Here is a 26,512-nt window from a genome sequence, read left to right as displayed (position 1 = left end):
CTTGGCCTGGCTTGCGCCTTGGAGCCGCTCTTCTGCGAACACGGGCGCGCTGGCTGCGGGCTGGGTTTCTTTGGCCGCCGCCGGCGGCGCCCTGGCGGCGGTTCTAGCCGCCGGGGCCGCGACCTCGCCAACGCTCGGCGCCGCCGGTTTAGGCGCCTCCATACACGTGGACGCGCTGAGCGGGGTCCTGTGCGGCCTGATCGCCTTCATTGGCCTGATCGTGGTCGCCTACAGCCGCAATTACTTGGCGGGCGATCCAGGTCAGGAACGTTTCATACGTCAGCTTTGCTTGGCGCTGTGCCTGCTCCAGGGGTTGGTTTTGTCGGGCAATCTGGCGCAGCTCGTCGTGTGCTGGATCGCCGCCAGCCTCTGCGTGAACCGCCTGCTGCTGTTCAGACCTGAACGACAGGCCGCAGTCCTTGCGGCGCGCAAGCGGTTTCTGGTCGCTCGCCTCGCCGACGCCGCGCTGATCGCTGCAGCGGTGCTTCTGTGGCGTACGGCTGGCAGCGGCGACATCAGCGCGGTGCTGGCGGCCGCAAAGCAGGCGACCGGCGGGCCATGGGGCTTGGTGGCGGTGCTTCTGACACTGGCCGCGATCTTCAGCGCCGCTCAGCTGCCGTTTCATGGCTGGATCTTGGAGGTGATGGAGACCCCGACTCCGGTGTCCGCCCTTCTGCACGCCGGCGTGGTCAACGCCGGCGGCTTCCTGGTGCTGCGCTTCGCCGACGTGGTCGGCGCACATCCCGCCGCTCTTGGACTTCTGATCGTCATCGGCGCGGCGAGCGCAGTGTTCGGTTCGCTGGTCATGCTGACCCAGACGTCGGTTAAGCTTGCGCTGGCGTACTCCACCATCGCCCAGATGGGCTTCATGCTCCTGGAGTGCGGGCTCGGCGCCTACTCGGCGGCGCTTCTGCACATTGTCGCGCACGCGCTCTACAAGGCGCACGCTTTTCTGACGGCCGGCGGTGCAGCCGCCGCGAAGCGATCGGTGGTCAGCGCGCCGACGCCTGCGTTCTATGTCGCCTCCGTGCCCGCCATCGTAGCGTTGGCTGCTGTGGCGATGAGCGGCATGGGCGCAGGACCGGCGCAGCAACCCGGCGTCTTTGTCCTGTCGGCCGTCGTGGTGCTCAGTCTCGCCCGAACTATGGTGGAGCGTCGCCAGCCTCATGGCCTGGTCGCTGCGGCGATACTGAGCGGCGTACTGCTCGTCGCCTACGCGGCCGGACAGGCGATCTTCGCCAGATTGGTCGGGGACCTTGGGCCTCCGCTCGCGGCGCCGACTTTCACCTCCATTTCAGTCTCAATCGCTGTCGTCATCGTCATGACAGGCGTCGTCTGCCTGCAACTGCGGGCGCCGGGGCGGCCCAGCTCCGCTGCTTGGGGACGGGCCTACGCGATCGTTTCCAGCGGCTTCCATCTCAACACCTTCGCCAATCGCTGGGTGCTGCGGTTTTGGCCCGCCTCTCCAAAAACCAAAGGAGCGTCAGTATGAGAGTTTCGTTGGAAGCGGCCGACGGCGTTTCTATGCGCGGCTGGGACTCAGAGCCCCTCGACAAGGCCACGGAACAGGCCGCTCGCCGGCTGGCTCCGCTTTGGCCTTTGTCGAGCTTCGTGGCCGTAAATCCCTTTCTCGGCTTCGCCGACACGCCGTTCGAGCGTGCGGCGGGGGACCTGCGACGGTTGACTGGCGCGCGGCTGCTCATGCCGAGGGCCTTCTATCGCGACGCAATGAACGAGGGTCGGATCACCCCGAATGATCTGGCGGCGGCCATGTCCGATGCACGGGCCGCTGGATTGACGCGCGACAGTCTGCTTCGGGCAGTGGTCGCCGATCCGAAACCCGCGCCCCGTGTGGCCACAGTGGCTGAGGTCCTGGACAACTTGTCGGACGGCGACCGGCAGGTCTCGCGAACCGCATTTATGATCGACGAGATTTCAAGGTGGTGCGCGGCCTATTTCGATCAAGGTCAAGCTTCTTGGCCCGCGCCTTGGCGATCCATGGATATCTATGCGGCCTGGCGCTGGTCGGCCCAGTTCGACGGCAACGCCAAGGCTATGGGCGTGAAGGGCTTGGCCGAGACGGTCGCGTCCTTGTCGCCCGAGCCGCGCAAGGCCATTGCCGAGGTTCTCCACCGTCTCGAGATTCCGCAGGATCAGTGGTCGGATTACCTGTTCCGCGCGCTCTACGATGTGCGCGGCTGGGCCGCCTATGTGCGCCGGCTCGACTGGGAGGCCGAACTCGCGGGGCGGCCGGATGCTCGTCTGACCGAGTTGCTGGCCATCCGGCTCGTCTGGGGCTACGCATTGTTTCGGCAGCGCACGGATGAGGCGTTTTTCTCTGCGTGGAAAGCCGCGCTGAACGCCTCCCGCGCTGGAGGGGGCGAGCTTGCGCCCGCTGAGGACCTCTCTCTCGATCTGGTTCTCCAAAGAGCTTACGAACACGCATTCCAACGGCGGATGATGGAGACTTTGGCCGCCGGGCCGCAGGATGACGGCGCTCAGCGCCCAGATCTGCAGGCTGTCTTCTGCATCGACGTCCGTTCGGAGGTCTATAGACGAGCCCTTGAGACCGTCTCGCCTCGGGCGGAAACGCTCGGCTTTGCGGGCTTCTTCGGAATGCCGCTCGCCTATGACTGCGATGGAGAAACGGCGCAAGCGCACTGCCCAGTGCTGCTGCGTCCGGCGTTCCACGTGCAGGCGGCCTCCGCGACCCCCGAGGTCGGCCGCCAGGTGCTACGCAGAGCCGGCGCGATATGGGGCGAACTGAAGCAGTCGGCTATATCCTGCTTTGCGTTCGTCGAGGCCTTTGGCCTGACCTACGGGGGCAAGCTGGCGGCGGCGGCCGTCGGCGGCGGCTCGGGCAAGGGGTTCCTGGCGGGACCAAATTTTCTGACGGACGGCCTTGCTCTGGACGAGCGCGTCGACCTCGCCGAAGGCGCGCTGCGCGGCATGTCGCTTACCAAGAGCTTCGCAAGGCTGGTCGTACTGGTTGGTCATAGCGCGAGCACGACTAACAACCCGCACGCCGCGAGCCTCAACTGCGGGGCCTGCGGAGGACGCAGCGGCGCTCCAAACGCGCAGTACGCAGCTGCGCTTCTGAACGACGTGGAAGTTCGCAACGGCTTGGAGGGGCGCGGCATCGCGATCCCGGAGGACACCTGGTTCGCTGCGGCGCTCCATGACACCACGACAGACGCAATCCAACTGACGGACCAGGCGGCTGCGCCGGCTACACATGCCCGAGATCTCGCCGAGGCCGCGGCGAAGTTCGAAGAAGCCTCTAGGCTCGCGCGGGCCGAGCGGGCGCCGCTGCTCGGTCTTTCGGCGGCGCGAGCCGGCCAGATCTTCGCCCGAAGTGGAGACTGGTCGCAGGTGCGTCCCGAGTGGGGCCTCGCACGTGCCGCCGCCTTCATCGCAGCTCCACGGTCGCTTACGGCCGGCCGCAATCTGGAAGGTCGGGCGTTCCTGCACAGCTATGATCGCGGCCGCGACCCTGACCTGAAGGTGCTTGAGCTGATTCTCACCGCGCCGATGGTCGTCGCCAGCTGGATCAGTCTGCAATACTACGGCTCGACGGTGGACAACGCCGCGTTCGGAGCAGGCGACAAAACACTTCACAATGTCTGCGGGCGGGTCGGAGTGCTGGAGGGCAACGGAGGCGACCTGCGGGCGGGCCTTCCGCTTCAATCGATCCACGACGGCGAACGCTACGTTCACGAGCCGCTTCGACTGAGCGTGTTCATCGCCGCTAGCCCCGACTCGATTTCGGAGGTGTTGGCGAGGCAGCCTCAGGTGCGGGCGCTGTTCGACAACGATTGGATATTCCTCTTCGCGCTCGATGACGTGGGGCGCACCACCCACCGCTACGCCGGCGCCCTCGCCTGGGAGGCGCTGTCATGAGCAAGCAGCCTCCGGTCGTAGCCGAACGGTACTGGGTGCTCGGCGGGCGCTGGGATGAGGCGGAAGACTATCTGCCTTGGCCGCGCGTCTATGGTCCGTATCGCGACTATCTGACTGCGCGCGCGAGCGCTGGGGATCTCAACGACGCTGAAGACCCGCGCGTCCGCTACTTGGTCGTGGTCGATGTTCCATAGGGAACAGCGTGACCAGCTCGCTTACGCACCTTGAAAGGTTGGAGGCGCCGAGGTCCGAATTCGAACCGCGGCTGCTGAGCCGATCCAGCGCCCTGGCGCTGTTGAAAACCGTTCGCGCCGTGCAGCAACGCGTGGCTTTGCGGAATGAAGGTGCGGTCGTCATCGAAGCTTAGTGACGGCTTTGGCGGACAATCTCACGCGCGGCTAATCCGCCGCGTCGAGCGCGCGGGCTCGCCAATCGGCGACCGCCGTCGAAATGAGCGAAAGCTCGCGTAGAACCAAAACGCCTGACTTGGCTCGCAGTCCGGGGCAGGCGCCGCCCGCCCAAATCTCGATCCTAGCGGGGGCAAGCGCACGCAAATCGTTGAGCCCTGCGAGCGCCTGATGCGACGGGATTGCAGATGAAAACGACAGCGCCAGAATGTCGGCATTGTACGCCTTTGCGGCGGCGGCGATCTCGACGACCGGGGTCTGTACGCCAAGAGAAACGGCCAGGCACCCCTCCAAGGTGAATACCGCCTCGGCCATCAACAATCCCAGAGCATGCGGTTCCTGCGGCAAGGTGCTGAAAAGCACGAGGGGGCGCCTGCGGGGCAAGACGGCTCCTTGGGCGTTGTTGATGGCGGCGCGTAGAACGGTCGTGAACTGCTCGGTGAACAGGTGTTCCTGATGAATCTCGAGCTCGCCCCGAGACCAGGCCGATCCGACCGCCTCGGCCAGTTCCGGCCCGATTTCAGCGGCGAACGCGCCCAGTCCTGAACGTAGAACAACCCCGTTTAGAACCTCCCTTAGCCCGGCGGCGTCATGAGCCTGCAGGCGCGCGAGGACCTCCCGGGTCTCTGAGCGCATGACTTTGCCAGACTGGTCGCCCAACTCGCCAACCAAGCGAGAAAGCTCAAGGTCCGACCGACCAACGACTTTTCCCGGACGGTGACCAGCTTCGATGAGCCGGCGCAACGTGCGCAAGGTCGCCACCTGGTCGGCGGGATAAAGCCGTTCGTTATGGGCGTCCCTGAGTGGACTGGGAAAGCCGTATCGGCGTTCCCAGACCCGCAGCGTTTCCTTGGGCAGGCCGCAGTCGCGCTCCACCGCGGCGATGCTCATCAACTGGGAGGTCAAGCCGGCTCCTCAATTTGCCATGGGCAAATCATAGATTTTCCCTGGACATTTCTGCACGTATGCCATTTTGTCCAGGACAACTTTGCGGAGGCTGCCTTGAACATCATGAACGCTGCGCTTTTGCCGGATGTGCAGTCCAGCGAAGATTCTCGGAACATCGTCATACAGAAGGTCGGCGTTAAGTCAGTCACTTACCCCGTGCGCATCGCCACGGAAGATGGCGTGCAACCCTCTGTGGCGACCATCGACATGTACGTAAGCCTTCCCGCCCAGGCCAAGGGCACGCACATGTCGCGGTTCCTGGAAGTGCTGGAGGAGTTCAACGCCCCGCTATCGTCGAAATCTCTTTCGACGCTGATGAGCCTCGTGCTGTCCCGTCTGGACGCCGATAGCGGCATGATCGAGCTGCGGATGCCCTACTTTGTCCGTAAAACGGCGCCGGTTTCCGGAGCGCCCAGCCTGCTGGATCACCAACTGACCCTTCGCGCCGAGAAGGCCAACGGTCCTATTACGATCACCCAGCAGATCCAGACCCCGGTCACCAGCCTCTGCCCCTGCTCGAAAGAGATATCGCTCTACGGCGCTCACAACCAGCGCTCGCACATCATTATCGCCGCGACTCTGGCGGAGGACGCAGTGCTGCCGGTGCGAGATCTCATTGAGATCGCGGAATCGAGCGCTTCGTGCCAGCTGTGGGGAGTGCTTAAGCGGCCCGATGAAAAGTTCGTCACCGAGCGCGCATACGAAAACCCCAAGTTCGTCGAGGATCTGGTGCGCGATATCGCTGTCGCGCTGTCTGCTGACCCCCGCATAGCTCGGTTTGAGGTCTCTTCGGAAAATTTCGAGTCCATTCACAACCACTCAGCGTTCGCATGGCTCTCAGGACCCCAGTAGCTGACCCGGTTCGGCGCCTCACTGTTTGGTTTGATGGCGAATGCCCGATCTGCACGGCGGAAATCCAGCTGATCCGCCGCCTCGATCGCGCCGCTGCGATCGAATTCGTTGACCTGACGATTCCGGGAGCTTGTCCGAGCGACAAGGCGGCGCGGTTGTCTCGGCTTCACGCCCAGCCTAGCGGCGGCCCGATGGTATCTGGCGCGGCGGCCTTCGTCGCCATGTGGCGCGTGCTTCCGAACACGCGCCTGCTGGCCGCGGCGGCGTCCAACCCACCGGCGCTGTGGCTGCTCGAGCGCGCCTATCGCCTGTTCCTTCGGATGCGTCCTGGGTTGCAAGCGATCGTTCGGCGGCGGCTTACCGCGCGGGGCGGGGGAGCGGGATGATCGCAAGACCGCAATCTGCGCCTTTAGGCGCTTGGGTCTTTGGGCTCTTGGGGATCATCCCTTTTTGGTCGCTTCCCCTGGCAGTGCTTCTCGCGCCCGGCTGGATCGGCCCCGCCGCGTCCATTGAGGCGGTCTACGCCGCCTTGATCCTCTCTTTTCTGGGCGGCGCGCGTTGGGGGCTGGCGTTGGGCCGACCTTCGCCCAAGCCTGCTGTCATCGGCTTAACGATGACGCCAACTCTGGCGGGCTTGGCGATCCTCGTTTTGATGCACGGCCAGGTCCGCTCACAGCTTCTTGGTCTCGCCGCCGCTCTCATCTTCAGTTGGCTGTGGGACGCGACGTCCGCAGACCTGCCGCCTTGGTACGGGCCTCTCAGGACTTGGCTCACCTTGGGCGCGGTCGGGGGCCTTATCCTAAGCGCCTTTGAGCTTGGCTGGTGAGCGCGGTGTCGCAGGGCGATATCGCTGTTGTCGTAGGCGCCAGCGGCGGCATCGGCCGGGCTCTTGTTGCGGCGTTGTGCGACGACGCGAGATACGAGCATGTTGTCGGTCTCTCAAGGCGACGGCCCTCCGACTTTGCGGACGACGGACGCCGCAGTTGGATTCAAGCCGACATTCTGGACGCGCCCAGCCTGCTTGAGGCGGCGCGCCAGGTGAAGGCCTTAGGCTCCCCCACGCGTGTCATCGTGGCCACCGGCGCTTTGCATGGTCCAGGCCTCGCGCCGGAAAAGTCTCTTCGTGCCCTTAACCTTGAAGCCCTTGACCGGGCGTTCCAGGTCAACGTGATCGGCCCTGCGCTCGTCGCCCAGCAATTCCTTTGCCTGGCGCCCAAGGACAGCATCAGCGTTTTCGCGGCTCTCTCAGCGCGAGTGGGGAGCATAGCCGACAACGCCACTGGCGGGTGGTACGGCTACCGCGCCTCCAAGGCCGCGCTCAACATGGTGATCCGCACCGCCGCCATCGAACATGCCCGCAGCCACCCGCTTGGCGTTTGCGTCGCTATCCACCCAGGCACCGTCTCGACGGCGCTAAGTCGTCCGTTTCTGCAGAAGTCCACGAGGACCGTTTTCACACCGCAGGTCGCCGCCGACCATATCTTGCGCGTCGTGGACGGTCTGAGCCCGCTGTCGAGCGGCGGGTTCTACGCCTGGGACGGAACAACAATCCCTTGGTAGGCGAGAACATTGGGCGCGCGGCTCATCCCGACAGCGATGAGAGAGGGGAGCGGGAATGTGCTAATCAGCTCTGAGCCCTGAGGACGGCATCAAGTCTTGCAGAAGTGCGTTGGGGAACTGCCGATCCTGCAAGATCGCGTAAAATCGCTCGGCTAACCCATCGATACGGTGCAACTCTTCAAGCAGTCCGTTTTCGAGTTCGTCCCGAACCACAATAGGGGGGACCAGCGCGTAAGCGCGGCGCTCGCGCGCCAGCAGGCGTAGCATGGCCATGTCGTCGACTTCGGCCATTATGACAGGCCGCACTGCGGCCAGATCGATTAGGCGGTCGAAGGCCGTGCGCAATTCGCTTCCCAGACTAGGGAGCAGGATCGGCGCTCCGTCCAGGTCCATGGGAAACCTGAAGGGCCCCAGTCCCGGTCGCCCGACGATCGCCACCGGCTCTTCTTTGAGCAGCCGGCTTCGCAGGGCGGACCGAGCATCCTGAGGCGCCGGGCTGTTGGACAGCACGACATCGATCACCAGCGCATCCAGGTCGTGCAGCAAATCGCGCAGTGAGCCGGAGCGGACCACGAGCTCGATGTCCTCTCGACCGATCAGAGGGCGCAGGAACTCCAACTGGAAGTTGCGTGACATGGTGGGGATCGCCCCGACCCGAAGGGCTTTCCGCTCCAGATCGGAGCGGCCGCGCAGCGTATTCAAAAGCTCATCGCCCGTCTTGAAGACGGTATCGGCGTAGTCGAGCGCCACACGCCCCGCCTCGGTGAGCCTGAGTTTTTTACCGACGCGATCAAAGAGCGGGTGACCTACCTGTCGCTCAAGCTTCTGCAACTGAACCGAGAGCGCTGACGGGGTCACGTTCAAACGGGCCGCGGCGCGGGTGAGCCCGCCCTCGTGAGCAATCATCCAAAAGTACCGAAGGTGATTGTAGTTCAGCTGCGCCATTGGTTCTAATTCTATGAAAGCGAACAATGCCATTCAAACAATGAACTTCCGCGTGCGCGCGATCATGGTCTCGAGTCAGGTCGCCTTCCCATCCAGGAGACAACTTGCGACCCGGCCCGGCTTGGTGGCTGCGCTGAGCCGCTCACCAACCTCGTGGGCTGCAGAGCGACCCTCTACTCGCAGATCGTGATCCCGCATCCGTCGCTCTTCGTAGATGCCATAAGCCGCCGCAGCCGACCGTTCCGCCCGCGGTTCGCCCGTTCGAGCCTTCGAATATCCCGCGCGTCCGAATTGCAGAGCGAGCGTCGCCACGACCGTGTCCAAGCGCCGAGGACTTGCCTTCGCCACGATCGGCTCAAACGCACGCCACCTGCCCCGCAACAAGGGTTTCAGTCATCGGGCGATGGTCCGCTTTTCTCCCGAAAGCGTATTGGTGACCTGCGTCTGGCCGGGCGCGGCAGAGTCGCCAATCTTCCAGCCGGCAGGACACGCTCCGACCCGCGTATAGCGTCGGACCTGTTCGAAGCTTGGCCCTTTCTTATCCTGACGGCTGACCGCCATCTCGACCGTGAACTCGCGGGCCCGATCACCGTTGGTGACGGATCCGACGCGGTAGAGCTGGTCGTCGATACGGCACCTGACGGAGTAGGTCGCGCCGGTGTCTGTCGGGTCGTCCACCCGCACGCATTCGCGGCCCTCTATCGTTGGGACCGGGCGGCTGAAAGAAGCCTCGATCGCCTGGTCGGCGCAGATCTCAAGCGGCTGGGCCGGTTGTCCATTCTGCATCACTTCAATGCGCCAGAGCTGGTGTCGCCCTGCGCCGGCGAGCGCGACGTCCTTTGGAGCGAGGTTCGCTTCCGTACGCGTGACCGCTGCGTCCTTCGGAGGGGGGCGAGCGTCCTGGCGCTGGCAGGCGGCGGGGAGCGCGGCCGCCGCCACAAGGGCCACAAATACGAAGCGGTGTTGTCTAGGCATTCGATAGCTCCGGAAAGGGTTTGATCCTCAGTCGGCCGGTCACGGGGCCGCGCCTGAACGAAGCCAACACCCTTTAATCCGAGCCGATCTTGATGGAGGTCAAACGCCTCGCCGCACGCCAAGGAGAAGACGATAGTGACGATGAAGCTAGAAGAGCCGACAGCCGTCTCAGCCAATATCGCGCTCTGAGCACGGCGCCAGAGGCCTCACGTCGCCGACCACTTAGGCGTCATGGCATAAACGTCGACGTCCTTCACCAGGCGATGGATTTCCTTGGAGCGGCGGAGCTCGGAGCCCATCCGATGCCCGGACCAACTTCGGCTTGATCAACTGACAAACCGGCTGATGGTCCGCCATCTGCCTGCGCCCGTGGAGAAGGCGGAGCGGTCGATCGCTGCGGTCTGGGGAGCGGACTTTGCGGGGTCAGCCTCCGCCCCTTGGGAATGATCCGCCTTCTTGCGGGGGCCGGTTTGGGGGGAAGCGAAGGATTTTTGCGAGGACTGATCTGCCTGCGTGCGTCCCGCGTAAATGGAGCGGTGCCTGACAATGCAACCGCGTTGCGCACCGGCGAGAAGTCACTTGGCACATCGGCCGCGGTCGCGTTCGCGCCGCCACCCCGCTTTGCAGCGGGGCGGTTGGCGAAGCGCGATCGGCGTCGAGAAATGAGGGATGAGATGTTAAAGACGATTTTGTTTTCATCGGTCGTCGCGGTCTGCGCGGCTGGAGTCGCGCAGGCGCAGACCGGGCCCGGCAGCTGGACGTTCAGCCTGGAAGGCGGTGCCGAGTTCCCGACCAGTGGCGAAGTTCATGGCGGGGCGACGGCTGCGGTGCCAAACCTAGGGCCGCTCAACCCGGCCTTGGCTGGCGTGAACGCCGAGCTCCGAATCCAGTCGCGCAGCTTCGACGACATCTACGGAGAGGGGATGAACCTGGGCGCCGAGTTCGCCTATGGCATGAGCGATAACGCCGAAGTCTTCGGGGCTTTCCGCTACATGCAGGCTGACGAGGGGAAGGTTCAGGTGGGCGGCGCCTTTGTGCCGGCGCTCAACGCGACGCTGCCGGTCTACGGAACGTTCGGCAAGTATGAGGCCTACGCCCTGGAAGCCGGATATCGGCAATACTTCGGCGCGGGCGCGATGAAGCCTTACGTCGCCGGGCGCCTGGGCGCAGTCTTCACTGACAAGATCAACGCCACTTTCGAGATTCCGGACGCCGCCATCACAATCGCCAACGTCCCCTTCTACGACAGCTCCACCAGCTTGACGGCCGGCCTGGACGTAGGCGTGTCCTACGCTGTCAATGATCGGTTGTCGCTGCAGGCCGAGACGGGCCTTCGCTATATCTCCAGCCTCAGCGACGACGACAGCGCCATCGGCGGCCTTGGTCTATCTTCGATCAACGGCGCCGGCGAACGGACCTACGTGCCCGTCACCGTGCGGGCCAAGTTCGCCTTCTAAGCCGAGGCCCCGGGGCCGATGATCGGCTCCGGGGCCCTTTTCGGCGGGGGCGTTGCGGCCCTGCGGGCTTGCCGTTTACCGTTTCGTCGCCGACCGCGACTGTCAGAGAACCTTATGCGGCCCAATCCAAAGCAGCTCATCGTCGCGGCCGTTCTTGTTGGCCTTGTTGTGACGGCGGTGGTCATGTGGCGCCGTCCCATGGAAGTCGCGGTGGCGCCGATCCGGCCGCAGAAGGTGGAGCTCTCGCTTTCGGTCGTTGGGCGGGCAAGGCCCTCAGATCTGGTGCAGGTCGCCTCGCCCAATCCGGGGCAGGTGGTGCGCCTGATGCATGACGATGGCGATCGTGTTGCGAGCGGCGAGGCTCTGGCGGTCATCCTTGCGACTGTGGAGCAGGCCCAGATCGAGGCTGATCTTGCGCGTGAGCGCGCCGCTCGCGCCGAGCTCGCTGACGCCCGCTTGAAGTTTGCTCGAACAAGAACCCTGAGCGAGCGGGGCTTCGCCGCTGCGGCGGCGCTGGACGCGGCCCGGACCACTCTGCAGGCAGCCGAGGCCAACGCCGCCGCCGCCGCCGCCGCCGTGCGTGCCTCGGCCGAGCGGGCCCGGGAATTCGTCATACGGGCGCCGATGAGCGGGGTGGTGCTGGTGCGGCCCATCGACAACGGCCAGGTGGTCGCGGCCGGCGAAACCCTCTTCGAACTGGGATCGTCTACAGGCGTGGAGATCCACGCCGAGGTGGATGAAGCCTATGCCGACGCGCTTCGCCCCGGCATGAGCGCCCGCGCGGCCTTGTCCGGATCATCGACCATATTTCCAGCTCGCGTTACGGAGGTCTCGCCGCGGGTCGATGCGGCCACTGGCGGTCGCCTGGTGAAGCTGACGCCCGAGGCGGACCAGTCCCCGTCGCCTGGTCGCTCCATCGATGTGACTATCGTGGTCGGCCAGCGCGCCGACGCAATCGTGCTGCCGCGCAGCGCCGTCGCGGACGTGACCGCCGTGCCCAAGGTCTATGTTGTCGATGACGACGATATCGTGCGCGCGCGTCCGGTCGTGTTGGCGCGCTGGCCGACGCCCAACGCCGTGATCGAGCGAGGTCTGACCGCGGGGGAGCGGGTCGTTCTGGACAGCGCCTCGGTGCGCGTCGGCGCCCGCGTCCGCCCGGTGTCGCCGAAGTCGCGCGGTTGAGCCCGTGTTCGCCTTTACAGTCGCCCGTAGATATCTGCTGTCGAACCCAAGTCAGACCCTGCTGCTGATAGCCGGGGTGGCGCTAGGGGTGACGGTCTTCGTCTTTATCACCGCCCTCGTCGCCGGCCTGGCCGATCGACTGACCGATCAGATCACAGGCGATAGTGCTCATATCAGTCTGGAGCCACCGACGCGGGTGGCGCGGGTGCTCCCGGGTCCGGACATCCCGGTTGAGTCGGTCGCCCTGGTTTCGACCTTCCAGCGCCAGCAGATCCGCGACTGGCCGATGATCGTGCAACTGCTGCGGGCCGATCCCGCCGTGTCGGCCATAAGCCCCCAAATTTCGGGCAGCGCCTTCCTAGTGAGGGGCGAAGCGGTGGCGTCGGTATCGATCCTGGGCGTGGATCCGGCTGGGATCGACGCCATCTCCCAGATCACGCCGAAGATCGTGAGCGGCGACGGCGATCTGGGCGCCGATGGCCTGCTGATCGGCGTGCGCATGGCCGAAAGTCTTGGCCTGAGCGCTGGGCAGCCGATCCTGCTGCGGACCGACCGTGGGGTGGAGCGGCAGCTCAGGGTGAAGGGCGTGTTCCGTACTGGCCTGCAGAGCCTGGATGAACGTGTGGCCTTCATGGCCTTGCAGACGGCGCGCCCTCTGTTCCTCCTGCCCGAGGGAGTGACAAACATCGAGGTGAAGCTGAAGAATCCGGGCGAGGCCCGAGCCGTCGCACGCTTCCTGGCCGATGCGACGGGGCTGCGCGCCACGCCCTGGCAGGAAAAGAACCTGAGCCTGGAAGACGCCCTGAGGGCGCAGGGACAAACGGGAACGCTGATCCAGCTCTTTTCGCTGATCTCCATCGTCATCGGCGTGGCCAGCGCTCTGGTGCTGTCCGCCTACCGGCGGCGCGGCGAGGTCGGGATCATGCGCGCCTTCGGTCTGCCAAGCAGCTTCATCCTGTGGGTCTTCCTGCTTCAGGGGCTGATCATCGGGCTGAGCGGGGCCCTGATCGGCTGCGCAAGCGGCTATGGGCTGTGCCTCTGGCTGCAGGGAATTGTTAGGGGCGACGGAACCTCGGCGCTGCCCATCGCGCCAGAGAAGGGCGGCTATCTCGCGGCGCTGGTGCTGACGACTCTGGGCGCGGTGATCGCCTCGATCCTGCCGGCCCGTGCGGCATCCAGGGTCGATCCGCTGGAGGCGATTCAGCAGTGACCCGCGTGCTGCAGGCGCGAGGCATCGAAAAGGTCTTCCGCAACGGCGAGGAAGAGACCCGGGTGCTGAAAGGTGTCGACCTGGACCTGGACAGGGGGGAACTTGTCGCCCTGTTGGGGGCGTCCGGTTCTGGAAAGTCCACACTGCTTTCGATCGTCGGTCTGCTGTTGCGTCAGTCAGCCGGGTCGCTGTCGATCAGCGGCGAAGCGGTCGACGGACTCTCAGAGGCCCGGCGGGCGCGGTTCCGCAACGAGCGGCTGGGCTTCGTCTTCCAGTTCCATCATCTGCTGCCCGATTTCACAGCGATGGAGAACGTAGCCTTTCCAGCCGCGGCGCCTGCCGGCGGCATTTCGCGCGGGATGCGCGATCGCGCCCGCGACCTGCTGGCGCGCGTCGGGCTCAAGGATCGCATCGACTATCCCGCCACGCGTCTGTCGGGCGGGCAGAAGCAGCGTGTCGCCATCGCCCGCGCATTGATGAACCGGCCGGATCTGATCATCGCCGACGAGCCTACGGGCAATCTGGATCGGGAGTCGGCGGGGCGTGTTCTGGACCTGATGCGAGAGGTGAACCGGGAGGAGGGGGCGACCTTCCTGATCTGCACTCATGACGAGGGCGTCGCCGCCCGCTGCACGCGCCGCCTGACCTTGAGCGATGGCCTGCTGATCTCAAACGATGCGGTCGACGGCGCCAGTCAGGCGGATCAGCCCTCTTCCTGACCCCAGAGCAGGTCGCCGTATCTCTGCTGGCGGACAACGGCGCGCACGCCGCGCGGCGAAACCGACTAACGGTCCGTCGCAGCTGATTTTCGCGCGGGCGGCCGTTCCATGTTGAACTTAGGTCCACTCGTGACTAGAAGTGATTGCATCTGAAGAAAAATGCGCACGGCCAATGCAGCCGGCGCGCCAGCGGAGAAAACGTCGATGGTTCTCGGGCTCATGCAGCCGACGCAGCTGCAGATCGCCAGCATTCTTCGGTATGCGCAGCAGGCGCATGGCGGCCGCGAGATCGTCTCGCGCCAGATCGATGAGCCGGTCTGGCGCTATGACTATGCGCGCTTCGCCAAGCGGGTGGAGCGGGCGGCCAAGGCGTTGCGGCGCCTGGGCGTCAAGCCGGGCGACCGGGTGACGTCGCTGGCTTGGAACACCCATCGGCACCTGGAGCTGTTCTATGCGGTGACCGGCCTGGGCGCGGTGCTGCACACGGCCAATCCGCGGCTGTTCGACGAGCAGATCGCCTACACCGTCAATCACGCCGAGAGCGCGGTGCTGCTGTTCGAGCGCAACCTGGCGCCGGTGGTGGAGCGGCTCGCGCCGCAGCTGGCGACGGTGCGGACGCTGGTCAGCCTGACGGCCGAACCGATGGCCGGGGCGCTTTGCTACGAGGACCTGATCGCGGCGGAGGAGGACGGTTTCGACTGGCCGGTGTTCGACGAAAACACCGGCGCCTTCCTCTGCTACACGTCAGGGACGACGGGCGATCCGAAGGGCGTGCTCTATTCCCATCGCGCGGTGGTGCTGCATGCGATGGGCGCGGGACTGAATGCGGCGTTCGGGTTCACGGCGTTCGACGTCGTGCTGCCGTGCTCGTCGCTCTATCACGCCACCGCCTGGGGCCTGCCGTTCGTGGCCCCCATGTGCGGGGCCAAGCTGGTGCTGCCGGCCGACAAGATGGACGGCGCCAGCCTGCAGGAGCTGATCGCCGGCGAGGGCGTGACCTTTACCGGCGGCGTGCCGACCATCTGGACCATGTATCTGGCGCACCTGGAACAGACCGGCGAGGCGCCCGGCGCGCTGAAGCGGGTGATGATCGGCGGGTCGGCCGTGCCGCGCGCCATGGCCGAGGCGCTGAAGAGCCGCTACGGCGTCGACACCCTGCAGATCTGGGGCATGACCGAGACCGCGCCGATGGGCGTCATCTCCTCGCCGACGCCGGCCCTGGCCGAGCTGGGCGAGGAGGAGATGCTCGAGACCATCTGGTCGCGGCAGGGCCGCCTGCAGTACGGCGTCGAGCTGCGCATCGTCGACGAAGAAGGGCAGGTGCTGGCCTGGGATGGCGAGACGCCCGGCGCGCTGCAGGTGCGCGGCCCCTGGGTGGTGCAGCGCTACTTCCGCCAGGATCATGATGCGGCCGGGCCGGACGGCTGGTTCGACACCGGCGACGTGGCGACCATCGACGCCAAAGGCTTCATGCGGATCACCGACCGCACCAAGGACGTCATCAAGTCGGGCGGCGAGTGGATCAGCTCTATCGACCTGGAGAACGTCGCCGTCGGCTGTCCGGGCGTGAAGATCGCTGCGGTGGTCGGCGTGCATCATCCCAAGTGGGAGGAGCGGCCGATCCTGGTCGTCGAGGCCCATGACGGCGCCGAGGTCACCGCCGACCAGATGCGCGAGTATCTGGCGCCGCGGATCGCCAAGTGGTGGACGCCGGACGACGTGGTGTTCGCACGGGTGCCGCTGACCGCGACCGGCAAGATCGACAAGAAGGTGCTGCGCGATGCCTACCGCGAGCACCTGACCAACAAGGAATCCTGACAGTTCTGCGGCGCGCGCATGAAGACGGCCCTTCGCCTGGGCGCCGGTGCGCTCGGGGCCGCCGCGGCGCTCTGGCCGCTCGCCCAGGCGCAGGCCCCGGTGCGAAGACCTAGTCGGCCAATAGACCGGCGGCCGCGCTCTGCCGGGTGAAAGCGCAGACCTCGCCGGCGGCCGGCTCGCTGATCAATGTCGAGGCGTGGCTGCCGGAGGCCTGCCGGGTTTCTGAAGGCGCGCTGATGCAAAGGGCCGCCCCCTGCGTGGGACGGCCTCATTCGGCGATAATCAACTGGACGCCGGCCTTTTCGACGATGCGGCGCTCGTCGTCGGTGACGCCGGAGTCGGTGATGACGATGTCGATCTCTTCCAGGCCGCAGACGACATTGCCCGACGGACCGCGGAACTTAGAGCTGTCGACCAGCAGGACGATCTGCTCGGCGCGCTCGATGAGGCGGCGCTCGGCGGCGACCAACACGACGTCGGCTTGCATGATGCCGTGCGGGCCGACAGCCGCCGCACCCATGAACAGCTTCGGCGCATGGAAGCGGGGCATGCTCTCTTCGCCCGCCGCCGACAGGATGATGTTCTGCTCGCGGAACACCGAGCCTGCTGGGACCAGCACGCGGGTTTCCTGCTGCGGCAGCAGGGCGTCGACAATATGCAGCGAGTTGGTCAGCACCTGCAGGTGGAGGCCCTCTATGTGCGGGCACATCTGCAGGGTCGTCGAGCCGCCGTCGATCATCACCGCCTCGCCGGGCGCGCAGAGCGCGGCCGCGGCCTTGCCGATAGCCGCCTTTTCACTGCGGTGGTGGCAGATGTTCGCGTGGAACGGCACGCCGCTGAGCATCGGCACCGCGCCCCCACCGCCGGGCTGGCCGGGCAACTTGGCTCCGCCGCGCACGCGGACGAGCTGACCTTCCTGGGCCATGCGTTCGAGGTCGCGGCGAATGGTGGCCGGCGAGGCGTCGAGGTTGGCGATGAACTCCTGGTAGGACGCAAAGCCTCGCGGCTGCATCAGCTCCAGGATCAGCCGCTCGCGCTCCGTGGCGTGCATTGGGTAGATACTCCCCCTTCAGACGGGCAACCCACTTCTTTCCGCCGGGGCCCGAACAAGCAAGCAATTTCAATCATAATGCGTCGTCATGTTCACACGATGTCCGCGCCTAGCCCCACGGGCGCGGCGTTCCTCGGCCCTGCGGCCGCGTGCGATGGGCTCCGCACGGGGTCTGGAAGGCCATCATGACGTCGTCGGCCTCCCGAGCCTCCTTCAGCGCTGCGCGGTCGACCAGCAGAGCCTTGGCATAGGCGCCGACGATCGCCTCGGCCGAGGCCAGCATTCTCTCGATCGGGTCGTGAGGTTGTGCGACTGGTCGACGCTTGCCGCCTTGGCCCCGAGCCCAGCTTCCTCTAGGGCTTGAGGTCAACGAACAGGCGAAACAGGGAGGAGCGCCATGATCAAGACCCGCATTACCGAGATGTTCGGCGTCGAGACGCCGCTTATCATGGGGGGCATGACCGGGGTGGGCTATGCGCCGCTGGTGGCCGCCGTGGCCAACGCCGGGGCGCTGGGCTTCATCACCGCGCACCACTCGCCGACCGCCGAGGCGCTATGGGAGGAAATCAAGCGCTGTAAGGACCTGACCGACAAGCCGTTCGGGATCAACCTGACCCTGTTGCCGTCGCTCAATCCCATCCCCTACGACGAGTACCGCCACGCGATCATCGAATCCGGGATCAAGATCGTCGAGACCGCCGGGCGCAATCCGACCGACCACCTGCCGGCCTTTAAGGAGGCGGGCGTTAAGGTGATCCACAAGTGCACTTCGGTCCGTCACGCCGTCACCGCCGCCAAGCATGGCGTGGACGTAATCTCGATCGACGGCTTCGAGTGCGCCGGTCACCCGGGTGAGGACGACGTCGGCCTGGTGGTGCTCCTGCCGGCGACGGTCGATGCGGTCGATATCCCGGTCATCGCCTCGGGCGGCATGGCCGACGGCCGCAGCCTGGCCGCCGCGCTGGCGCTGGGCGCCGAGGGCGTCAACATGGGGACGCGCTTCATGGCCACCCAGGAGTGCGCCATCCATGAGAACGTGAAGAAGAAGATCGTCGAGAACACCGAGCGGGACACGCTGCTGACCAACCGCACGCTGCGCAACACTAGCCGCGTGGCGCGTAATGCGGTGTCCGAGGAGGTCGTGCGCATCCAGCAGGACCCGACCAAGACCATCGAGGACGTGCGCCACCTGGTCGCCGGCGTCCGTGGCCGCACCAACGTCATGGGCAAGGGCGATACCGACGACGGCATCTGGACCGTCGGCCAGAGCCAGGGCCTGATCCACGACATCCCCACCGTCGCCGAGATGGTGCGCAACATCATGGGGCAAGCCGAACAGGTGCTCGAGCGCAGCGCGCGCCGTCTCCAGGCTGCGTAGGCGGAGACGGCGCCGCGGACCGTCGGGCCGGCCTAGGGGGTCACCGTCACCTTGAGGAAGGTGGCGGGGATCTCGGTCCGTCCGGCGTCGCCGCGGTTCTGGCTTTCGAACAAGGCCGACAGCTCCGACTGAAGCTGCGCCTCCCGGCCGTCGTCCTTGGCGGCCGCGAAGGCGTTCATGGTCGGCCCGTAGTAGTCGCGGAACACGGCCAGGAAGCTGTCGGGCGGCCCCGGGTGACGGAACGTGTAGGTCGCCCGCTCGCATTGGATTCGGTCAGCGGGGACGCCGGCCTGGCCGAAGCGGTCGCGCACGTTGTCCTCGAGTCCCCAGGTGACCGGGCTGATAAAGCCTTCCGGCGGCGGCGGGGTGTAGGCGGCGCTGGTCTGAAGTATCTTGGCGATCAGGGTCGGGTCGCCGGGAATCCAGTTGCCCATGACGATTCGGCCGCCCGGGCGGGTGACGCGGACCATCTCGCGCGCGACATCGAACGGTCGCGGGGCGAACATCGCCCCGAACATGCTGACCACCAGGTCGAAGCTGTCGTCGGCGATCCCTTCGAGGTTTGATGCGTCGCCTTCCTCGAAGCGCAGGTTCGACAGACCGGCCGCCTTGGCCCGCTCGCGGCCGGCCGCGACCAGGTTGGAGGCGATGTCGACGCCAAGCACATTCGCGCCGCGCTGGGCCGAGGGCAGGGCGGTGGTGCCGTCGCCACAGCCGAGGTCGAGGACGTCCATCCCCGCCTCGACGTCCAGGCTGGCGACTATTTCTTCGCCGCTCTCGCGCATGGTGGAGGCTAGGCGCGTGAAGTCGCCCTTTTCCCACAGAGCCTTGTTTGCATTCATCTTGTAAAGCTCCGAGATAACATCGTTCTCCATACTATCTTCTGCGCGCTGACGCCATCAGGCGTGCTCCGCAGGTGCGAACAGCGCAGGAAGTTGTCGACGAAGCTCGCGTTGGCGAGGGCGATCCTCAGCCTCATGAGGCGCGGGACGAATGGGCCGCGCCCATCCTTGTCGTGCGAACGAACCTTCGTTACGGCTTTCGTAAATGCAGGGGGAAGCCATGAGCCGGATCTTCGGGAAGGTCTGCCAGAACGGCTACGTCGTGCGCGATATCCAAGCGGCGATGGCGCACTGGATCGACGTGATGGGCGTGGGCCCCTGGTTCTATATCGAAGACGTCAAGACCGACTGGTTCAAGCACCGCGGGATCGACTCCGACGTGAAGATGTCCATCGCCCTGGCGAACTCGGGCGATTTGCAGATCGAGCTGATCCAGCAGCGCAACGATGCGCCGTCGATGTACAAGGAGTTTTTGGACGCCGGGCTCGAGGGCCTGCAGCACATGTCCTATTGGACCCACGACTATCAGGGGCTCTACGACAAGGCGCTGTCGCTCGGCTACGTGGTCGGCCACGAGGGCGCGATTGGCGGCGAAAAGGGGCGCTTCGCCTATTTCGACACGCAGGCGCATCCAGGCACGATCGTCGAAATCTCGGACATTAGCGGCACGAAGGGCCGCACCTTCGAACATATCCGCAAGGCGGCCGAAGGATGGGACGGCGGCGATCCGATCCGCACGTTCAAGTAAGAGGGCCGGACGGCGCGGGCGAGCCGCTAACCGGACTCAGCCGCCGGCGGCTCGCCAGTCGGCGCCGGTCGCCGCGAACAGGCGCACGGCGTCAGCCAGGCGCTGCCCTTCGGCGCGGGCGAGGGATGCGCGGTTCTCGTTCACCCGGCGCTGAGCGTCGAGCACGTCAAGGAAGGCCCCGCCGCCGCGTTCGTAGGCGACCTTGGTCAGGCGCAGGTTCTCGTCGGCTTGATCCAGGCTGCGCTGGTGCGCGGCGCGCGAGTCCTCGTCGGCAGAAAGCGCGGTGAGCGCGTCGGCGACCTGGGCGAAGGCGGTGAGCACGGTCTGCTGGTAGCGTGCCGAGGCGGCGCCGGCCGCTTCGCGCGCCTGCTGACGGCGGGCCTTCAGCGCGCCGCCGTTGAACAGCGGAGCGGTGAGCCCGGCGCCGATGTCCCAGCCGGTGGCGCCGTAGCCGAACAGGTTGGCGCCCTTCAGCGAACCCTGGGTGATCGAGGAGGTCAGTTGGAGCTTGGGATAGAGATCGGCGGTCGCCACGCCGATGTCGGCGGTGGCCGCGTGCAGGTCCGCCTCGGCGGCGAGGATGTCGGGCCGGCGGTGAACGAGCTCGGAGGGCAGGGCCACCGGGATGGGCGCGGCGAGCGTCAGGTGCATCAGCTGAAAGTCCGGGGCGGTCCAGTCGGCCGGCGCTTGGCCGACCAGCACGGCCAGGGCGTGGCGGGCGGCGGCGAGCTGGGCGCGCAGCGGCGGCAGCAGGGTGCGGTCCTGTTCGAGCTGGCTCTGGGCGGCGACGCGGGCGGTGCTGGTCGAGCCCCCGAGTTCGTTGGCCTTGCGCACCAGTTCGACATTGGCTTGGTCGGCGGCGATCATCTGCTCGGTGGCGTCGATCTGGGCCTGGAGGGTGGCGATGGTCACCGCCTGCAGCGCGACGTTGGCGGTGAGGGTGAGATAGGCGGCCTCGGCGCGGCGCGCCTGGGCCTCGGCGCGGGCGGCCGCGCCCTCGACGCGGCGGCGCTCGCCGCCGAACAGGTCGAGGTCGTAGCCGACGCCGCCGCCGACCGAGTAGAGTGTGAAGGTCGGGTTCTCCAGCTGCACGTCGCCGAAGCCGGTGAAGCCGAAGGCCTGGAGATTGGCGCGCTCGCGGTGCAGGCCGGCGTTGAGGTCGGCCTGGGGGCCGGCCTCGCCGCGGGCCTGGGCGAGCGCCGAGCGCGCCTGGCGCAGGGTGGCGTCGGCCTCGGCCAGGGTCGGGCTGCCGGCCAGGGCCTGGCGGATGACGGCGTCGAGCTCAGGCGAGCCGAGCGCACCCCACCAGGGGCCGCTGGCGGCGGCGGCCGGGTCGAGCCTCGCGGCCTGGGGCGCGGCGTCGCCGGCCATGGCGTAGCCGCCGGCGGTCGGCGCTTTCGGCGACTTGAAGTCGGGGCCGACGGTCGCGCAGGCGGTCAGCAGGATGGAGAGGCTCGCGCCGAGCAGGGCGCGCGGGCGGGAACTAGTCGACAGCGACATGGTGGTCCGTCTCGGTCTTGGTCTTGGGGGAGCGCATCAGCAGGATCAGCGGCGCGCAGAGGATGGTGATGCCCAGCATCAGCCGGAAGTCGTCGATGTAGGACAGCATCGAGGCCTGGCGGGTGATCATGGCGTTGAGGCCGGCGATGGCGCTCTGGGTGTGGAAGGCGAGCGGCGCGTAGGCCTGGTACAGCGGGTTGTCCGGCCGGGCGTGCTCGACGAGGGTCGCATGGTGCACCTCGATGCCGCTGACGAAGCGCGCCTGCATGATCGAGATGCCGGCCGCCGAGCCGATGTTGCGGATCAGGGTGAAGAGGCCGGCGCCCTCGGCCCGGTGCTCAGGCCGCACGGTGGCGAAGGCGATGGTCGACAGCGGCACGAAGATCAGGCCCGTGCCGACCCCCGACAGGAAGCCCGACACGATGATCAGGTGGGTGTCCATGCCCAGGCTGAAGTGGGTCATCTGCCAGAGCGAGATCGCGCTGATCGAGAGGCCGGCCAGCAGGATCAGCTTGATGTTCACGCGGCCGATGAGCTGGCCGACTGCGAACATGGCGATGAACGAGCCGATGCCGCGCGGCATGCTGACGAGGCCCGTGAAGGCCACGGGATAGCCGAGCAGGGTCTGCATCATCGGCGGCAGCAGGGCCAGGGTCGAATAGAGCAGGATGCCGATGAAGAAACCGAACACGCAGCAGGTGACGAAGTTGGCGTCGGCGATCAGCGCACGGGCCACGAACGGCTTGGACGCAGTGGCCATCTGCACGACGAACATCCAGACCGCGATGATCGCCACGACCAGATAGGTCCAGATCTCGGCCGAGCCGAACCAGTCCTGGCCCGGACCGCGGTCGAGCATCATCTGGAAGGCCCCGATGGCCAGGGCCAGGGTGGCGAAGCCGATGGCGTCGAACGGCCGCTTCTCGGCGCTCTTCTTTTCGGAGAGGAACAGGAAGACGCCGGCGAACGCGAGGATGCCGATCGGCAAGTTGATGAAGAACACCCAGCGCCAGTCGAGATTGTCGGTCAGCCAGCCGCCGAGCGCCGGGCCGAGGATCGGGCCGAGCACCGCGCCTGCGCCCCAGACGGCCATGGCCTGGCCGTGCTTCTCGGGCGGGTTGATGTCGAGCAGAACCGCTTGCGACAACGGGATCAGGGCGGCGCCGAACAGGCCCTGGAGCAGGCGGAAGAGCACGATCTCGACGAGGTTGCCGGCGATGCCGCAGAGCATCGAGGCGACGGTGAAGCCGGCGATCGAGACCAGGAACACGGTCTTGCGGCCAAGCCGGTCGGACAGGAAGCCGGTCAGCGGCGTCATGATCGTGGCCGCGACGATGTAGGAGGTCAGGACCCAGGTGATCTGGTCGGCCGAGGCCGAGACGCTGCCCTGGATGTGCGGCAGGGCGACGTTGGCGATCGTCGTGTCCAGCGAGTTCATCACCGTCGCCAGCATGACGGAGATGGTGATCGCCGCCACGTTGGCGCCATCGCCCTTGTTGGCGGCGGAGTCGGTCATTTCCCGAGCGCCGAGCGGACGTCGACCTTGGCGGTGGCGCTCAGCCCGCCGCTGAGATTCGGGGCGGCCTCGTCGAGCGCGAGACGCACGGGTAGGCGCTGGACGACCTTGACCCAGTTGCCGGTGGCGTTTTCGGCCGGCAGCAGCGCGAAGCTGGAGCCCGTGCCGGGGCTGAAGCTGGCCACATGGGCCTTCAGTTCACGGTCGTAGGCGTCGACCTTGACGGTGGCCGGCTGGCCGACCCGCATGTGCGCGAGTTGGTCTTCCTTGAAGTTGGCCTCGATCCAGGGCGTGCCGGAAATCAGCCAGAACAGGGTCTGGGCGGTGGCGACGCGGTTGCCGGCCTGGAGCTGTTCGACCTTGGCGACGACGCCGTCGGCCGGGGCCACCACGGTCGTGTAGGAGAGATTCAGGCGCGCGCGTTCCAGCTCAGCCTTGGCCTGCAGCACCTTGGGGTGCTCGTCCGGCGAGGCGCCGGCGCGGCCGCCGATGTCGGCGAGGGCCGAGGCCATCTGCTGACGCACGACCGCTACCTGGCGGCGGGCCTGCTCGGCCTCGTGGGCGGCCTGGTCGGCCTGGGCCTGGGTCGAGACGCCGGCGGCGGCCAGGCCCTTCTGGCGGACGGCCTCGCGCTCGGTGTAGCTGACCCGCTCCTGGGCGGCGGCGAGGTCGGCGCGGCGCTGGGCGTAGACGCCCTGCGTGCTCTCGACTTCGAAGCGGGCGGCGGCGAGGGCGGCCTCGGCCTGGGCGACGGCGACCTGATAGTCGGCCGGGTCGAGCTTGAAGAGCACCTCGCCCTTGCGGACCTTCTGGTTCTCCTTGACGTCGACCTCGATGACCCGCCCGTCGATGCTGGGGCTGATCGCTGTGCGGGCGGTCTGGACGTAGGCGTTGTCGGTGGTCTCGAACCGCCCGCCCGTCAGCACGAAGTACCCGACCGCGGCCAGCACTAAGACCGGTCCGCCGATCATCAGCGGTAGCCGCAGTTTCTGGCCAAGGGTGCGTTCCGGCGGCCTTTGGCTGGCCGCTTCCTGTTCGGCCTCGGCGATCGCCTGATAGCCTTCCGCGTCGCTCACGCGCTGCTCCAACGTCTGTGCGCGGCCGGTTGATCGCCGTCCGCGCAGGGTTCTGACTTGTCATTAGAGGAGGGCGGGGAGGCCCAACCTGGAGCGCGGCAGATATGCCTCCACATCTCATGAGCCAAATGATAGTTTGGCACTTCAGATATGAATGATCTGCATTTCAATACGCTGGACCTGAACCTGCTCAGGGTCTTCCAGGCCCTGCTCGAAGAGCAGAGCGCCACCCGGGCGGGCGAGCGGCTGGGCCTGACACAGTCGGCGGTCAGCCATGCGCTGGGACGGTTGCGCGCCTCGCTGGGCGACGAGCTGTTCGAGCGCGGCGCGTCGGGCCTGCAGGCGACCCCGCGCGCCTTGGAGATGGCGCCGGCGATCGGCGCGGCCCTGAAGATGCTGGAGGACGCCGTCTCGCCGAACCGGTTCGATCCGGCGACGACCGATCGACTGTTCCATGTCGCCGCCAGTCCCTACGCCAGTTCGGTGATCATGCCGGCGGTGGTGCGCCGGGTCCTGGCCGAGGCCCCTGGCGCCAAGTTGCATCTGGTGTCGCCGACCTCGAACGTGGTGGACGATCTCGACCGCGGACGGCTGGACGTGGTGATCGGCGCTTTCGACCATGTCGACGACCGGTTCGAGCATGTTCCGCTGTTCGACGAGACCGGGGTCTGGGTGATCCGCACCGGGCATCCGGCGCTGTCGCCCGGAATATCCGACGAGGTGCTGGCCAAGCTGCCGCGGCTGCTGATCTCGGGGGTCGAGCCGCGCGAACCGCCCCGGGGACGGGGACTGGGCCTGCAGCGGCTGTCCAACTGGCACGACTCCTATGCCCTGGGCGGGGTGGCGCTGCGGGAGGTCGACAGTCCGGTCAGCGTGCCCGACGCCTATTCGGCCCTGGTCATGGTGGGGGAGACGGACGTGGCGGCGCTGATGCCGCGGCGGCTCGCGATGCTGGCCGAGCAGGCCGGCCGGGTGGTCGTGATCGAGTCCGATGGGGCCTCGCCGCCGTTCACCCTGGGGGCGGTGGTGCGACGCGGCGAGCGGGGCGCGGTGGCCTGGCTTCTGGACCTGATCACCGAGGTCGGGCGGAAGATCTAGGCGCCGCGACGATTAGATCGCGCGGTCCGGTGCTGACACCTTGATCCGCTGCGTCTTATGGACGAGCAGGTACGCCGGCTGCGGCGGGGCTCAAAGTCGAGCAGGCCGCTGGGGGACGTCGTCATTTTCAAGTTGTCAGCCATGGCCTGGGCCGCGGCGCTTGCGGTCTGCGCCGCGCCTGCCGCCGCTTCGGACGTGGGTTTCCATTGGGACGGGCGCCAGTTCGTGACCGCCGACGGCGGTTTCAGCCTGCGGCCGAAAGGGCGTCTGCTGCTGGACGCCTCGACGACCGACGGGTCGGCCTTCGCCGCCCGCAACGTCGTCGGCGACGAAATCCGCGCGCTGCGGTTGGGCGTCGAAGGCATGGTCGGCGAGCATCTGTTCTACACCGCCGAGGGAGATTTCGCCGGCGACAAGGCGATCCTGCGCGGGACCTACGTGGCCTGGCGCGACCGCTGGGCGGGCAAGGACGTCGAACTGGTGCTGGGCAATCGCCTGAGCGAGCGCGGGCTGGACGGGTCGAGCAGCTCGGACGGCACGCCTTTCCTGGAGCGCAATGCGGTGGCGCTGGCGGTCATTCCGCTGAAGGGCTTTTACGGCTGGGGCGGCATCGCCAAGGTCTATGGCGGCGACTGGCACGTCACGACCCAGGTGGCGGGCGACGACCCCGGCAACCTGGGTGTGGCCAAGGATGTGACCACCTATCTGGTCCGTGCGCACTGGAACCCGGTGAAGTCATCGGCGGGCGTCGTGCATCTGGGGGCTTGGGGCTTCTACGAGGATTTCCCGCCGGACCTGTCGAGCCACTCGCGCAATACTCCCTGGGCCGGGCATATCAACAAGGAAGTCCAGGTGCCGATCGGCATGCTTACGGATCCTGTCTACGGAGCCGGATACGGTGTGGAGTTGGGCGGCGCGCGCGGGCCGGTCTGGGGCTTCTTCGAGGCCGGGCGACGGGTGATCGACACCCGCACCGACCATGTCACCGCAGAGGTCACTGCCTGGACGGCCGGCTGGATGATCACCGGCGAGAACCCCGCCTATTCGAGCCGTGGCGGGACCTTCGTGAAGATCGGGCCGCGCTCGCCGGTCTCAAAGGGCGGGCCGGGGGCCTGGGAGGTGGCGGTGCGCTACCAGACCCTGGACAACACCGACGCGCCGCTGGGCGGCAAGGGGCAGGAAGCCGAGGTCGGCGTGAACTGGCGGCTGGAGGACTGGCTGCGGCTGATGATCAACCTCAGCCATTGGGAGGTCACGCACCGGACGGGCAAGTACATCGGCGTCGACGACGGCGACAGTCTGGCCGGGCGGCTGCAGATCGCCTTCTGAC

25 protein-coding genes are annotated in these 26,512 nt (G+C 66.7%); 16 read left to right on the top strand and 9 right to left on the bottom strand.

Annotated features, from left to right (window positions below):
- Positions 1-70: 70 nt before the first annotated feature.
- Genes GGQ61_RS15070 through GGQ61_RS15060 form a run of 3 tightly spaced genes read left to right on the top strand, consistent with a single transcriptional unit; the run spans position 71 to position 4,094 of the window.
- Positions 71-1,492, top strand: coding sequence for a proton-conducting transporter transmembrane domain-containing protein (locus GGQ61_RS15070; RefSeq protein ID WP_183774342.1), 1,422 nt, complete (start codon positions 71-73; stop codon positions 1,490-1,492).
- Complete coding sequence (locus GGQ61_RS15065; RefSeq protein WP_183774339.1) at positions 1,489-3,900, top strand: YbcC family protein; 2,412 nt, start codon at positions 1,489-1,491, stop codon at positions 3,898-3,900. Before GGQ61_RS15070 ends, GGQ61_RS15065 begins: the two co-directional genes overlap by 4 nt.
- Positions 3,897-4,094, top strand: a complete 198-nt coding sequence (locus tag GGQ61_RS15060) for a hypothetical protein (protein ID WP_183774336.1) — start codon at positions 3,897-3,899, stop codon at positions 4,092-4,094. The genes GGQ61_RS15065 and GGQ61_RS15060 overlap by 4 nt, the downstream gene beginning before the upstream one ends.
- A 204-nt stretch (positions 4,095-4,298) precedes the next feature.
- Here the strand turns inward: GGQ61_RS15060 and GGQ61_RS15055 are convergent, their stop codons facing one another.
- On the bottom strand, positions 4,299-5,213 hold the full coding sequence (locus GGQ61_RS15055; RefSeq protein ID WP_221221060.1) for a MerR family transcriptional regulator: 915 nt from the start codon (positions 5,211-5,213) through the stop codon (positions 4,299-4,301).
- A 105-nt stretch (positions 5,214-5,318) separates the two neighbouring features.
- Here GGQ61_RS15055 and folE2 point away from each other — a divergent pair, with 105 nt between their 5' ends.
- Genes folE2 through GGQ61_RS15035 form a run of 4 tightly spaced genes read left to right on the top strand, consistent with a single transcriptional unit; the run spans position 5,319 to position 7,667 of the window.
- Positions 5,319-6,107, top strand: coding sequence for a GTP cyclohydrolase FolE2 (folE2, locus tag GGQ61_RS15050; RefSeq protein WP_246370967.1), 789 nt, complete (start codon positions 5,319-5,321; stop codon positions 6,105-6,107).
- Positions 6,086-6,493, top strand: a complete 408-nt coding sequence (locus GGQ61_RS15045) for a thiol-disulfide oxidoreductase DCC family protein (RefSeq protein ID WP_183774330.1) — start codon at positions 6,086-6,088, stop codon at positions 6,491-6,493. Before folE2 ends, GGQ61_RS15045 begins: the two co-directional genes overlap by 22 nt.
- Positions 6,490-6,933 (top strand): DUF3429 domain-containing protein, encoded by a 444-nt coding sequence (locus GGQ61_RS15040; protein WP_183774327.1) that lies wholly within the window; start codon positions 6,490-6,492, stop codon positions 6,931-6,933. The genes GGQ61_RS15045 and GGQ61_RS15040 overlap by 4 nt, the downstream gene beginning before the upstream one ends.
- Complete coding sequence (locus GGQ61_RS15035; RefSeq protein ID WP_183774324.1) at positions 6,930-7,667, top strand: SDR family NAD(P)-dependent oxidoreductase; 738 nt, start codon at positions 6,930-6,932, stop codon at positions 7,665-7,667. The genes GGQ61_RS15040 and GGQ61_RS15035 overlap by 4 nt, the downstream gene beginning before the upstream one ends.
- A gap of 60 nt (positions 7,668-7,727) precedes the next feature.
- On the opposite strand, the gene GGQ61_RS15030 is transcribed toward GGQ61_RS15035, so the two are convergent.
- Together GGQ61_RS15030 and GGQ61_RS15025 are read right to left on the bottom strand one after the other, a co-directional pair.
- A complete protein-coding gene (locus tag GGQ61_RS15030; RefSeq protein WP_183774321.1) occupies positions 7,728-8,612 on the bottom strand; it encodes a LysR family transcriptional regulator in 885 nt (294 codons plus the stop codon).
- A 393-nt stretch (positions 8,613-9,005) separates the two neighbouring features.
- On the bottom strand, positions 9,006-9,587 hold the full coding sequence (locus GGQ61_RS15025) for a hypothetical protein (RefSeq protein ID WP_183774318.1): 582 nt from the start codon (positions 9,585-9,587) through the stop codon (positions 9,006-9,008).
- 443 nt (positions 9,588-10,030) lie between these two features.
- Here GGQ61_RS15025 and GGQ61_RS15020 point away from each other — a divergent pair, with 443 nt between their 5' ends.
- The 5 genes from GGQ61_RS15020 to GGQ61_RS15000 all read left to right on the top strand — a co-directional run bounded on the left by GGQ61_RS15020 (position 10,031) and on the right by GGQ61_RS15000 (position 15,973).
- Positions 10,031-11,044 (top strand): hypothetical protein, encoded by a 1,014-nt coding sequence (locus GGQ61_RS15020; protein WP_221221059.1) that lies wholly within the window; start codon positions 10,031-10,033, stop codon positions 11,042-11,044.
- A gap of 183 nt (positions 11,045-11,227) precedes the next feature.
- On the top strand, positions 11,228-12,226 hold the full coding sequence (locus tag GGQ61_RS15015; protein WP_183774312.1) for an efflux RND transporter periplasmic adaptor subunit: 999 nt from the start codon (positions 11,228-11,230) through the stop codon (positions 12,224-12,226).
- A 4-nt stretch (positions 12,227-12,230) separates the two neighbouring features.
- Positions 12,231-13,436, top strand: coding sequence for an ABC transporter permease (locus GGQ61_RS15010; protein ID WP_183774309.1), 1,206 nt, complete (start codon positions 12,231-12,233; stop codon positions 13,434-13,436).
- Positions 13,433-14,155 carry an ATP-binding cassette domain-containing protein gene (locus GGQ61_RS15005; RefSeq protein WP_183774306.1) on the top strand — a complete coding sequence of 241 codons (723 nt, stop codon included), beginning with the start codon at positions 13,433-13,435 and terminating at the stop codon, positions 14,153-14,155. The genes GGQ61_RS15010 and GGQ61_RS15005 overlap by 4 nt, the downstream gene beginning before the upstream one ends.
- Positions 14,156-14,359: 204 nt before the next feature.
- Positions 14,360-15,973 carry a long-chain fatty acid--CoA ligase gene (locus GGQ61_RS15000; protein ID WP_183774303.1) on the top strand — a complete coding sequence of 538 codons (1,614 nt, stop codon included), beginning with the start codon at positions 14,360-14,362 and terminating at the stop codon, positions 15,971-15,973.
- A 268-nt stretch (positions 15,974-16,241) separates the two neighbouring features.
- Here GGQ61_RS15000 and GGQ61_RS14995 read toward each other — a convergent pair whose 3' ends face one another.
- Complete coding sequence (locus GGQ61_RS14995; protein WP_183774300.1) at positions 16,242-17,024, bottom strand: DeoR/GlpR family DNA-binding transcription regulator; 783 nt, start codon at positions 17,022-17,024, stop codon at positions 16,242-16,244.
- A 109-nt stretch (positions 17,025-17,133) separates the two neighbouring features.
- Positions 17,134-17,307, bottom strand: a complete 174-nt coding sequence (locus tag GGQ61_RS22050; RefSeq protein ID WP_221221058.1) for a hypothetical protein — start codon at positions 17,305-17,307, stop codon at positions 17,134-17,136.
- A gap of 114 nt (positions 17,308-17,421) precedes the next feature.
- Between GGQ61_RS22050 and GGQ61_RS14985 the strand changes: the two genes are divergently transcribed.
- Complete coding sequence (locus GGQ61_RS14985; RefSeq protein ID WP_183774297.1) at positions 17,422-18,402, top strand: NAD(P)H-dependent flavin oxidoreductase; 981 nt, start codon at positions 17,422-17,424, stop codon at positions 18,400-18,402.
- A 32-nt stretch (positions 18,403-18,434) separates the two neighbouring features.
- Here GGQ61_RS14985 and GGQ61_RS14980 read toward each other — a convergent pair whose 3' ends face one another.
- Entirely contained in the window at positions 18,435-19,277 is an 843-nt protein-coding gene (locus tag GGQ61_RS14980) for a class I SAM-dependent methyltransferase (protein WP_221221057.1), read from the bottom strand.
- A gap of 187 nt (positions 19,278-19,464) precedes the next feature.
- Between GGQ61_RS14980 and GGQ61_RS14975 the strand changes: the two genes are divergently transcribed.
- A complete protein-coding gene (locus tag GGQ61_RS14975; RefSeq protein ID WP_183774293.1) occupies positions 19,465-19,992 on the top strand; it encodes a VOC family protein in 528 nt (175 codons plus the stop codon).
- A 36-nt stretch (positions 19,993-20,028) separates the two neighbouring features.
- On the opposite strand, the gene GGQ61_RS14970 is transcribed toward GGQ61_RS14975, so the two are convergent.
- The 3 genes from GGQ61_RS14970 to GGQ61_RS14960 are packed head-to-tail and all read right to left on the bottom strand — an operon-like array spanning position 20,029 to position 24,084.
- On the bottom strand, positions 20,029-21,492 hold the full coding sequence (locus GGQ61_RS14970; RefSeq protein WP_246370941.1) for an efflux transporter outer membrane subunit: 1,464 nt from the start codon (positions 21,490-21,492) through the stop codon (positions 20,029-20,031).
- Complete coding sequence (locus tag GGQ61_RS14965; protein WP_183774290.1) at positions 21,476-23,008, bottom strand: DHA2 family efflux MFS transporter permease subunit; 1,533 nt, start codon at positions 23,006-23,008, stop codon at positions 21,476-21,478. Before GGQ61_RS14965 ends, GGQ61_RS14970 begins: the two co-directional genes overlap by 17 nt.
- Positions 23,005-24,084, bottom strand: a complete 1,080-nt coding sequence (locus GGQ61_RS14960) for an HlyD family secretion protein (protein ID WP_183774287.1) — start codon at positions 24,082-24,084, stop codon at positions 23,005-23,007. The genes GGQ61_RS14965 and GGQ61_RS14960 overlap by 4 nt, the downstream gene beginning before the upstream one ends.
- A 150-nt stretch (positions 24,085-24,234) precedes the next feature.
- Between GGQ61_RS14960 and GGQ61_RS14955 the strand changes: the two genes are divergently transcribed.
- Complete coding sequence (locus GGQ61_RS14955) at positions 24,235-25,182, top strand: LysR family transcriptional regulator (RefSeq protein WP_183774285.1); 948 nt, start codon at positions 24,235-24,237, stop codon at positions 25,180-25,182.
- A 141-nt stretch (positions 25,183-25,323) separates the two neighbouring features.
- Positions 25,324-26,511: an OprO/OprP family phosphate-selective porin gene (locus GGQ61_RS14950; RefSeq protein ID WP_183774282.1), complete on the top strand. Its 1,188-nt coding sequence runs from the start codon at positions 25,324-25,326 to the stop codon at positions 26,509-26,511.
- Position 26,512 lies beyond the last annotated feature (1 nt).

Origin of the sequence: Phenylobacterium haematophilum (genome assembly GCF_014196295.1) — a bacterium.
In the GTDB taxonomy this organism is placed as follows: Bacteria; Pseudomonadota; Alphaproteobacteria; order Caulobacterales; family Caulobacteraceae; genus Phenylobacterium; species Phenylobacterium haematophilum.
Note: the sequence above shows the minus strand (reverse complement) of the source record. Positions and strands in the feature narration are given on the sequence as shown.

What these genes read in the sequence shown, in the direction of transcription:
- GGQ61_RS15065 (WP_183774339.1), top strand. Translation starts at nt 1,489, where the DNA reads ATGAGAGTTTCGTTGGAAGCGGCCGACGGCGTTTCTATGCGCGGCTGG.
- GGQ61_RS15060 (WP_183774336.1), top strand. Translation starts at nt 3,897, where the DNA reads ATGAGCAAGCAGCCTCCGGTCGTAGCCGAACGGTACTGGGTGCTCGGC.
- folE2 (WP_246370967.1), top strand. Translation starts at nt 5,319, where the DNA reads ATGAACGCTGCGCTTTTGCCGGATGTGCAGTCCAGCGAAGATTCTCGG.
- GGQ61_RS15045 (WP_183774330.1), top strand. Translation starts at nt 6,086, where the DNA reads ATGGCTCTCAGGACCCCAGTAGCTGACCCGGTTCGGCGCCTCACTGTT.
- GGQ61_RS15040 (WP_183774327.1), top strand. Translation starts at nt 6,490, where the DNA reads ATGATCGCAAGACCGCAATCTGCGCCTTTAGGCGCTTGGGTCTTTGGG.
- GGQ61_RS15030 (WP_183774321.1), bottom strand. Translation starts at nt 8,612, where the DNA reads ATGGCGCAGCTGAACTACAATCACCTTCGGTACTTTTGGATGATTGCT.
- GGQ61_RS15025 (WP_183774318.1), bottom strand. Translation starts at nt 9,587, where the DNA reads ATGCCTAGACAACACCGCTTCGTATTTGTGGCCCTTGTGGCGGCGGCC.
- GGQ61_RS15020 (WP_221221059.1), top strand. Translation starts at nt 10,031, where the DNA reads ATGATCCGCCTTCTTGCGGGGGCCGGTTTGGGGGGAAGCGAAGGATTT.
- GGQ61_RS15015 (WP_183774312.1), top strand. Translation starts at nt 11,228, where the DNA reads ATGTGGCGCCGTCCCATGGAAGTCGCGGTGGCGCCGATCCGGCCGCAG.
- GGQ61_RS15000 (WP_183774303.1), top strand. Translation starts at nt 14,360, where the DNA reads ATGGTTCTCGGGCTCATGCAGCCGACGCAGCTGCAGATCGCCAGCATT.
- GGQ61_RS14995 (WP_183774300.1), bottom strand. Translation starts at nt 17,024, where the DNA reads ATGCACGCCACGGAGCGCGAGCGGCTGATCCTGGAGCTGATGCAGCCG.
- GGQ61_RS22050 (WP_221221058.1), bottom strand. Translation starts at nt 17,307, where the DNA reads ATGCTGGCCTCGGCCGAGGCGATCGTCGGCGCCTATGCCAAGGCTCTG.
- GGQ61_RS14985 (WP_183774297.1), top strand. Translation starts at nt 17,422, where the DNA reads ATGATCAAGACCCGCATTACCGAGATGTTCGGCGTCGAGACGCCGCTT.
- GGQ61_RS14980 (WP_221221057.1), bottom strand. Translation starts at nt 19,277, where the DNA reads ATGGAGAACGATGTTATCTCGGAGCTTTACAAGATGAATGCAAACAAG.
- GGQ61_RS14975 (WP_183774293.1), top strand. Translation starts at nt 19,465, where the DNA reads ATGAGCCGGATCTTCGGGAAGGTCTGCCAGAACGGCTACGTCGTGCGC.
- GGQ61_RS14970 (WP_246370941.1), bottom strand. Translation starts at nt 21,492, where the DNA reads ATGTCGCTGTCGACTAGTTCCCGCCCGCGCGCCCTGCTCGGCGCGAGC.
- GGQ61_RS14965 (WP_183774290.1), bottom strand. Translation starts at nt 23,008, where the DNA reads ATGACCGACTCCGCCGCCAACAAGGGCGATGGCGCCAACGTGGCGGCG.
- GGQ61_RS14955 (WP_183774285.1), top strand. Translation starts at nt 24,235, where the DNA reads ATGAATGATCTGCATTTCAATACGCTGGACCTGAACCTGCTCAGGGTC.
- GGQ61_RS14950 (WP_183774282.1), top strand. Translation starts at nt 25,324, where the DNA reads ATGGCCTGGGCCGCGGCGCTTGCGGTCTGCGCCGCGCCTGCCGCCGCT.